Here is a 9008-nt window from a genome sequence, read left to right on the forward strand (position 1 = left end):
TACAGGAAACCCTAACGATACTTCAGCCTAGTCATACGACAACCTACAACAATAACGGGACCACCATGACCACCACAACCGCTCCTACCCCGTTCAACCGCCTGTTGCTCACCGGCGCCGCCGGTGGCCTGGGCAAAGTCTTGCGCGAACGCCTGCGGCCTTACGCCAAGGTGCTGCGCCTGTCGGACATCGCCGACATGGCCCCGGCCACTGATGACAGCGAAGAAGTATTGCCTTGCGATCTGTCCGACAAACAGGCCGTGCACCAATTGGTGGAAGGTGTTGATGCGATTCTGCATTTCGGTGGCGTGTCGGTGGAGCGCTCCTTTGAGGAAGTGCTGGGCGCGAATATCTGCGGGATTTTCCACATTTATGAAGCCGCCCGCCGCCACGGGGTCAAGCGGGTGATCTTCGCCAGCTCCAACCACGTCATCGGCTTCTACAAGCAAGACGAAGCCCTCGACGCCCATTCCCCGCGCCGCCCGGACAGTTACTACGGCCTGTCCAAGTCTTACGGCGAGGACATGGCCAGTTTCTACTTCGATCGCTACGGCATCGAGACCGTCAGCATCCGCATCGGCTCTTCGTTCCCGGAACCCCAGAACCGCCGGATGATGCACACCTGGCTGAGTTTCGACGACCTCACCCAACTGCTCGAGCGCGCGCTGTACACGCCGGGCGTGGGCCACACCGTGGTCTACGGCATGTCGGATAACCTCGATGTGTGGTGGGACAACCGCTTCGCCGCGCACCTGGGTTACACCCCACGGGACACCTCCGAAGTGTTCCGCAAACAGGTGGAAGCCCAACCGATGCCCGCCACCGACGACCCCGCGCGGGTGTACCAGGGTGGCGCGTTTTGTGCCGCCGGCCCGTTCGGTGACTGACCACAGACCAACCCAAGGGAATGAGTGGCCATGCAAGCAGAACTGATTGTCGACGCCCGCAACGCCGTGGGTGAATGCCCGGTGTGGGTGGCCGGGGAAAACGCCCTGTACTGGGTGGATATTCCCAACGGCGAACTGCAGCGCTGGAACGCTACCAGCGGCCAGGTGCAAGCCTGGAAAGCCCCGCAGATGCTCGCCTGCATGGCGCGCACTCGCGCGGGTAACTGGGTCGCGGGCATGGAGACCGGTTTTTTTCAGCTCACGCCCCACAACGACGGTCGGCTGGAGACCACGCTCCTGGCCAACGTCGAACACGCCCGCCCGGACATGCGCCTGAATGACGGCCGCTGTGATCGCCAGGGGCGGTTCTGGGCCAGCAGCATGGTGCTCAACATGGGCGCCAATGCCGCCGAGGGCGCGCTATACCGCTATGAAAACGGCCAACCCGTCCATACCGCACTCAACGGTTTCATCACCCCCAACGGCCTGGCCTTCAGCCCCGACGGGCGCACGATGTACCTTTCGGATTCACACCCGCTGGTGCAGCAAATCTGGGCCTTCGACTACGACATCGACAGCGGCACGCCGTCCAACCGCCGGCTGTTTGTGGACATGCACCAGTTCCTCGGCCGCCCCGACGGGGCCGCCATCGACGCCGAAGGGTGCTACTGGATCTGCGCCAACGATGCCGGGCTGGTCCACCGTTTCACCCCCGACGGTCGTCTCGACCGCTCCCTGGCCATACCGGTCAAAAAGCCCACCATGTGCGCCTTCGGCGGCAGCCGCCTGGACACCTTGTTCGTCACCTCGATCCGTGACGATCACAGCCCGCACTCCCTCGCCGGCGGTGTCTTCGCCCTCAACCCCGGCGTACAGGGAATGCCCGAACCCACCTTCATCCTCTAGCTGCATCGCTGTGCCTTGAACAAAACAATAACAAGACTGGAGAGAAACCCCATGGACTTCAAACGCACCTTGCTCCTCGCCGCACTCCCTTTCACCTTCGTCTTTGCCGGCGCCGCCCACGCGCTGGAAATCAAGTTCGCCGACATCCACCCCGCCGGTTACCCCACCGTAGTGGCCGAAGAACAGCTGGGTAAAACCCTGGTCGCCGAGAGCAACGGCGGCCTGACCTTCAAGATGTTCCCTGGCGGCGTGCTCGGCTCCGAAAAGGAAGTGGTCGAACAGGCCCAGGTCGGCGCCATCCAGATGGCCCGGGTCAGCCTCGGTATCGTCGGGCCGGTGGTTGCGGACGTGAACGTGTTCAACATGCCGTTCGTGTTCCGCGACCAGGCGCATATGCGCAAGGTCATCGACGGCGAAATCGGTGATGAAATCCTCGGCAAGATCACCGATTCCGAATTCAACCTGGTGGCCCTGGCCTGGATGGACGGCGGCACGCGCAACCTCTACACCAAGAAACCGGTGCGCAAGATCGAAGACCTCAAGGGCATGAAGATCCGCGTGCAGGGCAACCCGATCTTCATCGAAACCATCAACGCCATGGGCGGCAACGGCATTGCCATGGACACCGGCGAGATCTTCAGCGCCCTGCAGACCGGGGTGATCGACGGCGCGGAGAACAACCCGCCCACCATGCTTGAACACAACCACTACCAGAACGCCAAGTTCTACAGCCTGACCGGCCACCTGATTCTGCCCGAGCCCATCGTGATGTCGAAAATCACTTGGAACAAGCTCACCCCCGAACAGCAAGTGCTAGTGAAAAATGCCGCCAAGGCCGCGCAGATCCAGGAGCGCCAGCTGTGGGACGCCAAATCCGCCAGCAGCGAGGCCAAGCTCAAGGCTGCCGGTGTGGCGTTCATCGACATCGACAAAAAACCGTTCTATGAGGCCACCGCCTCGATCCGTGACAAGTACGGCGCGCCTTACGCCGACCTGATCAAACGTATCGAAGCCGTCGAGTAACCCGCCCTCCCCTTATAGAAAAGGCCCGGCGCGGTCGGTACCGACGCGCCCGGTTACGGTGAACGCCATGAAGAATCTACTGCTGCGCATCAACGACCGTATTTACATGAGCTGCATCTGGATTGCCGGCCTCGCTGTCCTCGGCGTTGCCCTGATCATCCCCTGGGGCATCTTCGCCCGCTACGTCCTCGGCACCGGCTCCAGCTGGCCGGAGCCCACCGCCATCCTGCTGATGCTGGTATTCACCTTTGTCGGCGCCGCCGCCAGTTACCGCGCCGGGGCGCACATGTCGGTGGCCATGGTCACCGACCGCCTGCCGCCCGCTCAACGCAGAATCGTGGGCCTCTTTTCCCAGTTGCTGATGGGCACCATCTGCCTGTTCATGGCGATCTGGGGCACCAAACTGTGCGTGTCCACCTGGAACCAGTTCATGAGCGCCATGCCGACCCTGCGGGTGGGCATCACCTATATGCCGATCCCGATTGGCGGCGTGCTGACCCTGATTTTTGTCGTGGAAAAACTCTTGCTCGGTGACCAGAGCAACCGTCGGGTCGTGCGGTTCGACCTGGTTGAAGAAAGTGAAGGGGCTGCCTGAATGGACGCATTGATTCTGTTGGGCAGCTTTATCGCCTTGATCCTGATCGGCATGCCGGTGGCCTACGCCCTGGGGCTTTCTGCGCTGATCGGCGCGTGGTGGATCGACATTCCGTTCCAGGCCCTGATGATTCAAGTGGCCGGCGGGGTAAACAAGTTTTCGCTGATGGCGATTCCGTTCTTTGTGCTGGCCGGGGCGATCATGGCCGAGGGCGGCATGTCGCGCCGGCTGGTGGCGTTTGCCGGAGTGCTGGTGGGCTTTGTGCGCGGCGGCCTGTCCCTGGTGAACATCATGGCCTCGACGTTTTTTGGTGCGATCTCCGGCTCATCGGTGGCCGATACCGCGTCCGTCGGCTCGGTGCTGATCCCGGAAATGGAACGCCGGGGGTATCCCCGGGAATTCGCCACCGCCGTCACCGTCAGCGGCTCGGTGCAGGCCCTGCTGACGCCCCCCAGCCACAACTCCGTGCTGTACTCCCTGGCTGCGGGCGGCACCGTGTCGATTGCCTCGCTGTTCATGGCCGGCGTGGTCCCGGGGCTGCTGATGAGCGCCTGCCTGATGGTGCTGTGCCTGATTTTTGCGAAAAAGCGCAACTACCCCAAGGGCGAAGTGATCCCCCTGAAACAGGCACTGAAAATCTGCGGCGAAGCGCTGTGGGGCTTGATGGCGATGGTGATCATCCTCGGCGGGATTCTGTCGGGCATCTTCACCGCCACCGAGTCGGCGGCGATTGCTGTGCTGTGGGCGTTCTTCGTGACCATGTTCATCTACCGCGACTACAAATGGAGCGAGCTGCCCAAACTGATGCACCGCACGGTGCGCACCATTTCCATCGTGATGATCCTCATCGCGTTCGCCGCCAGCTTCGGCTACATCATGACCCTGATGCAGATCCCGGCGAAGATCACCACGATGTTCCTGACCCTGTCGGACAACCGCTACGTGATCCTGATGTGCATCAACGTGATGCTGCTGTTGCTGGGTACGGTGATGGACATGGCGCCGCTGATCCTGATCCTCACGCCGATTTTGCTGCCGGTGGTGCTGGGCATTGGCGTCGACCCGGTGCAGTTCGGCATGATCATGCTGGTGAACCTGGGGATTGGCCTGATCACCCCGCCGGTGGGTGCGGTGCTGTTCGTGGGCGCGGCGGTGGGCAAGGTCAGCATCGAGAAAACCGTGAAGGCATTGCTGCCGTTTTATGGCGTGCTGTTTTTGGTGTTGCTGGCGGTGACCTACATTCCGGCGTTGTCGTTGTGGTTGCCGGGGTTGGTGTTATAAACCTCAGACTGCCAAAACGGTTTTTGTGCTGAAGGGCTTGTCTGTGGCGAGAGAGCTTGTCTGTGGCGAGGGGGCTTGTCCCCCGTTGGGCGGCGAAGCCGCCCCATCAGGAGCGCCGCGTCTACTCAGGCAGAAATCAGAGTCAGGTTTGGGGCTGCTGCGCAGCCCAACAGTGGACAAGCCCCCTCACCACAAGTGAGTGCTTGTCCGGCGGCTATTCATTCATAAAGCGGGTCAGCATGACACCCATGATTATTGAACTTGAAGACCCTCTCACCCACCTGACGCTCTCGCCAGCGTTGGGCGCGAGTATCGTCAACTGGACCGTACGCAGCAGCGGCCAACCGTTGCTGCGCCCTACGGATCAACAGGCGCTGGCCGCCGGCCTGCCGGGCAAGCTCGCGTGTTTTCCCCTGGCGCCCTGGTCTAACCGGATTGCCGAGGGCGGCTTTGATAACCCGTCTGGATGGCTGGCGCTTGAACCCAACAGCCCGCTGGACCCGCTGCCGATTCATGGCAGCGCCTGGCAACAGGCGTGGCAAGTGGTCAGCCAGTCGACAGACGAGGTGCTGCTGCAACTGGACAGCCTCACGCCGTTTGCCTATCGCGCCGAGCAGCGGTTGCAGTTGAGGGACGGCAGATTGAGCATCACCCTGCGCGTCACGCACCTGGCGGAAACGGCGGCGTGGCACGGGCTGGGATTGCACCCGTATCTGCCTCGACGGCCGGGCACGCAGTTGCAGGCCAAGGCTTCGCAGGTGTGGATGAGTGATGCAACGAAACTGCCGACGGGGCTGGCTACCGTGCCCGTCGAGTGGGATTTCCAAGGGCTCAACTCGTTGCCCGAGGCGCTGGTAGACAACGGTTTTTGCCAATGGGACGGGCACTGCCTGATCCAGCAGCCAGACCTGGGTTACACGCTGGAGTGCCAGGCCAGCGGCAGCGACTACTACCTGCTGTATTGCCCGCCGGGGCTGGATTTTTTCTGCTTCGAGCCGGTGAGCCACCCGGTGAATGCCCATCACCTGCCGGGCAGGCCAGGGCTGAAGTTGCTGGAGCAAGGACAGTCAGTGGAGCTGGGTTTCAGCCTGCAATACAAACCTCTCTAACCATACAAAACCCATGTGGGAGCTGGCTTGCCTGCGATGCAGGCAACCCGGTCTTTCAGGTACACCCAGGTGATGCCATCGCAGCGATGCGGCGACCCGACAAGCCAGCTCCCACATTGATTGCATTCCACAATGGAGACTTTCGGCGTGTCAGGGAGGAGTGTTTTTCAGGCGCCCCGCCGTGTCGATACTCACCACCACCGACAACCCCGGCCGCAGCCGCTCGCTCTGTTCCTGTCCCGGATCGACAGTGATCCGCACCGGCACTCGCTGGGCGATCTTCACAAAGTTGCCGGTGGCGTTATCCGCCTGCAACAAGCTGAACTCGGAGCCGGTGGCCGGGGAAATACGCTGCACCGTGCCGTGAAACTTGCGATGGTCCAGGGCATCCACGGTAAAGGTCACCGGCTGGCCGACCTGCACGTTGTCCATCTGGGTTTCTTTCATGTTGGCGATCACCCACAGCTGGTTCGGCACCAGCGCCATCAACTGCGCACCGCTGTTGACGTAGGCCCCGAGGCGCACGCCAATCTGCCCCAGTTGCCCGTCACGCGGGGCGATGATCCGGGTGTTCGACAGGTCGATACGCGCCAGTTCCACTGCCGCATCCGCACTGGCCACCGCCGCCTCCAGCGAACCCCGATTGACGATCACCGTCTGCAAATCCTGCCGGGCGATTTCCAGGTTGGCCTGGGCCTGGGCCACGGCGGCGATGGTTTGCGCATTGGCGGCGCGGGTCACGTCCAGCTCGCGCTTGGACACCGAACCGTCGCTGATCAACGCTTCGTTGCGGCGCAGATCAGCGGTGCTCTTGCGGGCCTGGGCCTGGCTGTCGACCAACGCAGCCTGGCGCAACTTGATGGTCGCCTCGGCGCTGTTGCGTTGCTGCACCACATTGGCCAACGACGCCTGCTGCACCGCCAACTGCGCCAGGGCCTGGTCGAGGCGCTGCTTGTAGATGCGGTCATCGAGGCGCACCAGCAACTCCCCGGCCTTGACGTACTGGAAGTCCGTCACCGGCACTTCATACACGTAGCCGCTGAGTTGCGGCCCGATGATCGTCACCTGGCCACGCACCAGAGCGTTCTCGGTGGTTTCCACCGCGCTGCTGAACGGCGGCAACTGCCAGGCATAGAGCACAATCAACACACCGACAATCGCAATCGCGGCAAAGCCCATGGAGGAGATGATGCGCACCCGCAGGGAGCGGGGTTCGGTGGCCGGCATGCTCGGCGGCGCGGTGCCTTCCGGCGTGGAAGCGATGGCGTTGGTGGTGGTCGTCGTCGGTTCGGTCATGAAGAAAGTGCGCCGCTGGGTTGAACGGGAGGCGCTGCACTGGCGGCAGCTTTAGTGGTACTCATCAGCCAGAGGCTGCGGATAAAAATCCAGATCATGGTGAGGATGGCGATGATCGCGATCAGCATGAACACATCGTTGTAGGCCATCACATTCGCCTCGCGGGTGGCCGCCGTGGCCAGGCTGCGAATGCCCATCAGGTTACGCAACTCGGGGTCGGCAATCACCCCGCCATAGGCCGAGCCGCCACTGGCTACCCGCGCGGCAACACGCGGGTCGAGCAAGGTCAGGTGTTCGACGATCATGCTGGAGTGAAACTTCTCCCGCACGATCTGGAACGTGCCGAGCAACGCCGCACCGATCAGGCCGCCAAGGTTCTGGCAGATCCCGAACAGCACCGAGAAGCTCACCAGGTTCCTGGGGTTGGTCAGCACATTACGCGTACCCAGGACCATGGTCGGCCCGAGGAAGAACGTGCCGCCGAAGCCTAGCAGGAACTGGCTGATGTACATGTTTTGCGGGCGCGTGAGGTTGCTGGAGAAGCTGTCCATCACCGAGCCTGTGGCCATGAAGGCCAGGGAGATGATCAGCGGCATCAGCAAATGCGCCGGGTTGATGGTCAGCGCGCTGACGGCCAGGCCGGCAATCGCCCCCGCCAGCATCACCCAATACAGGGTGCGCATCTGCTCGTTGCTCATGTTCAGCATCTGCATGAACCCCACGGCGCCGGTGGACTGTTCCGAGAGCACCATGCGAATCAGGATCACCGCCAACGCCAGGCGAATCATCGCCCCACTGCCCAGCCAGCGGGTCATCAGCAACGGGTTGGTGCGGTTATGCTCGATGGCCAGGCCGGCCATGATCAGCACCAGCGAACAGGCCGAGGCGATGCCGATCCACGGGGCTTCCAGCCACCAGTCGATACGGCCCAGGGACAGCACGGCGCAGAGCAAGGCGACGCCGGTGGCGAGGATGGCGAAGGTGAGGAAGTCGAGTTTTTCGAAGGTTTTGAAGCGGTCGCCCGGGGGCAGCTTGAGCAGGAATACGCAGCCCAGGCAGGTCAGGGCCATGCCCAGTTCGAACAGGTACAGGCCGCGCCATTCGGCGATTTGCAGCAGGTCTTCGGAGAACAGCCGGGCCAGGGGCAAGGCCAATTGTGCGGTGCCCAGGCCGAGTACCAGGGCCTTCATCCGCCATTTTGCGGGGAAGGCCTGGATCATGTAGTACAGGCCCAGGGAACTGAGGGCGGCGCCGACCATGCCGTGGGCGGCGCGCACGGCGATGGCCGAGCTGAGGTCGTTGACGAACAGATGGCCGAAGGTGACCAGGGCGTAGAGCACCAGGAACACCTCAGTGAACGCGCGCAGGCCGAATTGTTGGCGGAACTTGACCAGCAGCAGGTTCATCGAGACGTTGGTCATGACGTAGGCGGCGGGGAGCCAGGCCATTTCTGCGGTGGTGGCGCCCAGGGCGCCTTGCAGGTACACCAGGTTGGCGATCACCAGCGAGTTGCCGAGGCCGCCGGTGATTGCCACAAGCACGCCGACCAGGGCGTAGGCCCAGCGTTTGCGGGTGGAATGCAGCGGCGTCGACGGCGAGCCCGGGAGGCTCGGCCGTTCGTAGGGCTGCCAGGTGTGGGGGGTGTATTTGTCCATTCGGTGGCCTTGGTGACCGGCGTTTGGGGCCGGTGGAGCGGTTACTCAGGGAGTAGTAAACCTGAGTGGAGTTCAACTTGCCATCTTGGGAGGGGCTTGGGGCTGGTGGGGTGTATATCCGTTGCTGCGGTAACGGCCGCTATGGGTTCCGCTCTTACAGCGGGTCACTTTTGGAAAAGAGCCCGGAATGCCGGCCCAGCCAAAAGTAACCAAAAGGGCTCTTGCCCCACCACTCGGCACCTCGCCTAGGCTCGGT

8 protein-coding genes are annotated in these 9008 nt (G+C 62.6%); 6 read left to right on the forward strand and 2 right to left on the reverse strand.

Going from position 1 to position 9008, the window contains the following annotated elements:
• Positions 1-65 precede the first annotated feature (65 nt).
• The 6 genes from HX855_RS00720 to HX855_RS00745 all read left to right on the forward strand — a co-directional run bounded on the left by HX855_RS00720 (position 66) and on the right by HX855_RS00745 (position 5801).
• On the forward strand, positions 66-887 hold the full coding sequence (locus tag HX855_RS00720) for an NAD(P)-dependent oxidoreductase (protein ID WP_177085066.1): 822 nt from the start codon (positions 66-68) through the stop codon (positions 885-887).
• A gap of 30 nt (positions 888-917) precedes the next feature.
• The gene (locus tag HX855_RS00725; protein WP_177085064.1) at positions 918-1793 is read left to right on the forward strand and encodes an SMP-30/gluconolactonase/LRE family protein; all 876 of its coding nucleotides are present in this window, start codon (positions 918-920) and stop codon (positions 1791-1793) included.
• A 51-nt stretch (positions 1794-1844) separates the two neighbouring features.
• Entirely contained in the window at positions 1845-2816 is a 972-nt protein-coding gene (locus tag HX855_RS00730; protein ID WP_177085062.1) for a TRAP transporter substrate-binding protein, read from the forward strand.
• Between the two features lie 67 nt (positions 2817-2883).
• Positions 2884-3411, forward strand: a complete 528-nt coding sequence (locus HX855_RS00735) for a TRAP transporter small permease (RefSeq protein ID WP_177085060.1) — start codon at positions 2884-2886, stop codon at positions 3409-3411.
• A complete protein-coding gene (locus tag HX855_RS00740; protein WP_177085058.1) occupies positions 3412-4692 on the forward strand; it encodes a TRAP transporter large permease in 1281 nt (426 codons plus the stop codon).
• Between the two features lie 248 nt (positions 4693-4940).
• Positions 4941-5801, forward strand: a complete 861-nt coding sequence (locus HX855_RS00745; protein ID WP_177085056.1) for an aldose 1-epimerase — start codon at positions 4941-4943, stop codon at positions 5799-5801.
• A gap of 150 nt (positions 5802-5951) precedes the next feature.
• On the opposite strand, the gene HX855_RS00750 is transcribed toward HX855_RS00745, so the two are convergent.
• Complete coding sequence (locus HX855_RS00750; protein ID WP_177085054.1) at positions 5952-7097, reverse strand: HlyD family secretion protein; 1146 nt, start codon at positions 7095-7097, stop codon at positions 5952-5954.
• Positions 7094-8752 carry an MFS transporter gene (locus tag HX855_RS00755; protein WP_177085052.1) on the reverse strand — a complete coding sequence of 553 codons (1659 nt, stop codon included), beginning with the start codon at positions 8750-8752 and terminating at the stop codon, positions 7094-7096. Before HX855_RS00755 ends, HX855_RS00750 begins: the two co-directional genes overlap by 4 nt.
• Between the last annotated feature and the right edge of the window lie 256 nt (positions 8753-9008).

The sequence above is a fragment of the Pseudomonas sp. IPO3778 genome, from assembly GCF_013386825.1.
Taxonomy (GTDB): Bacteria; Pseudomonadota; Gammaproteobacteria; order Pseudomonadales; family Pseudomonadaceae; genus Aquipseudomonas.